This is a genomic window from Pseudoalteromonas sp. Isolate3, from assembly GCF_022398505.1.
Classification (GTDB): domain Bacteria; phylum Pseudomonadota; class Gammaproteobacteria; order Enterobacterales; family Alteromonadaceae; genus Pseudoalteromonas; species Pseudoalteromonas apostichopi.
The window spans coordinates 1-1658 of record NZ_JAKEVN010000239.1 but is presented as its reverse complement, the minus strand read 5'-3'; the positions used below and the strand labels follow the sequence as shown (position 1 = coordinate 1658).

1 protein-coding gene is annotated in these 1658 nt (G+C 34.1%); it reads right to left on the bottom strand.

Going from position 1 to position 1658, the window contains the following annotated elements; genetic code table 11:
* Positions 1-3: 3 nt before the first annotated feature.
* Positions 4-1218: a hypothetical protein gene (locus tag L1D46_RS20560; protein ID WP_054563104.1), complete on the bottom strand. Its 1215-nt coding sequence runs from the start codon at positions 1216-1218 to the stop codon at positions 4-6.
* Positions 1219-1658: the final 440 nt, after the last annotated feature.

Sequence of the window (1658 nt, the reverse complement as noted above, 5' to 3'; positions counted from 1 at the left end):
AAATTAATCTTCTACTATTTCTTCAATTTTATCTTCATCGATTAAAACTGCATTCTCGACAATACGTTTACCACCTTGAATTTCGATTCGTTTATTATGCTTATTAAGCGTAAGAATCTCATCGCAAAATTGATCAGACGGATGCATCTCGTAAGTGTAATCAATAATATTACCGGTTTTGTCATCTTTAACATTGGTAATGTTATATTCAGAAATTGCACCTTTCTCAATTAAGTCTTTCATTGTAGTTGTCATATCACGACGTAATGCTTTTAATTTATTCTCGGTAATTTCGTCGGTTGAATAAATTGAGCCGTACTTTTCCATGATAGATAAAAGGCGGAAATGGTAAGTTTTACCCGGAGCAGCGTAGCGCCATAAATGATATAAACGAAGCATCATCCAACGAGATAAACCACGTTTTAATTCTTGAGCACTATTGAAGTAGTAGCCTTTATATTCAAGGTTGTCGATCATGTTATGAACAAATGCGTTCAAACATGCCACACATTTCACGTTACCACCCTGACCTTTTTTGCCACTAAAATGAAGTGATGACAAAAAGTTCATGTTCGATTCGTAAAATGAATCATCAATATCTGAGTTACGGGTATCTGTCGCTGAATATTTAAAAGAAAGTTTAGAACCTTGTAATGCCTCTAATGATTCTTTAATTTGTGGATACGGCATCGATTGACCAACCGCTTTTAATTCTTGCGCTAATTCATTCATCGAAAAAACAACCGCGTATTGAATTCCCGATTTAAAATTAATTTTTACAATCTTACCTTTTGAGGCTAATCGAATTAAGGCTCGTTCCACCTTTTCTTCACGATCAGATGGCCAAACAAGGTATTCTACATCTTCACCATCTTTACGTGTACTTACCACTGCAGGTGTTATTTTAATTTCGCCATCATAAAGAATGCCATCTACTTTTTCAGAAATTTTTCGAGTAACAATTGTTTTCTTTGGTGCTTCTTCAACAGGAAGCTTCTTATGACCAGAACGAACAAAACGTCCCCATAAATCATAATGATTAAAAGTATTCGAGTAAGCTCTCAAACCATGTGCTGCATTTTCAATTGAAACGCGCACATCTTTATTGTCTGTAAATAGTGCAAGACTTTCATTATCAATCGCACTTTCCACCCCGTGGATCTGCCCGCGTAAAGTATCGGGTAAGTTATCTACCGAGATGTTGACCTTTCGGCTCATTGTTCTTATTTCCAATTTTTCTTCGACAGTTAATAACAACACATAAAACTTCAAAAGTTAAATGTTTAAGTTAGTATAAACTTGATCCGATCATAATTTATTTCTTTGGATCAGATTTATACCAACTAATTCTTACTAGCTAATTTTCAGATCAGATTTTTACTAAGTTATAGTTCATAGGTCGTGATTTTACTAACTCAGTTCAAATTATGTCCTACAAAACGCCTTTTTATAGCAAATTAACACGACATAAATCCCATTTTCAAAACACCATGTGGATAAAGCGACTTCAAGTTAGCATAGATCTGATCTGTACCAACTATAGATCAGATCCATACCAACTTATTGCTTGATTTGATTAGCTTGTCAGTGCATAACTTTATAATTTAGTTAGTAAAAAATTGATCTATACCTATGATTTTGTGAATAAACTCGTGACT

Excerpts from the sequence above, each read along its gene's own strand:
- L1D46_RS20560 (WP_054563104.1), bottom strand. The coding sequence starts at position 1,218 with ATGAGCCGAAAGGTCAACATCTCGGTAGATAACTTACCCGATACTTTA.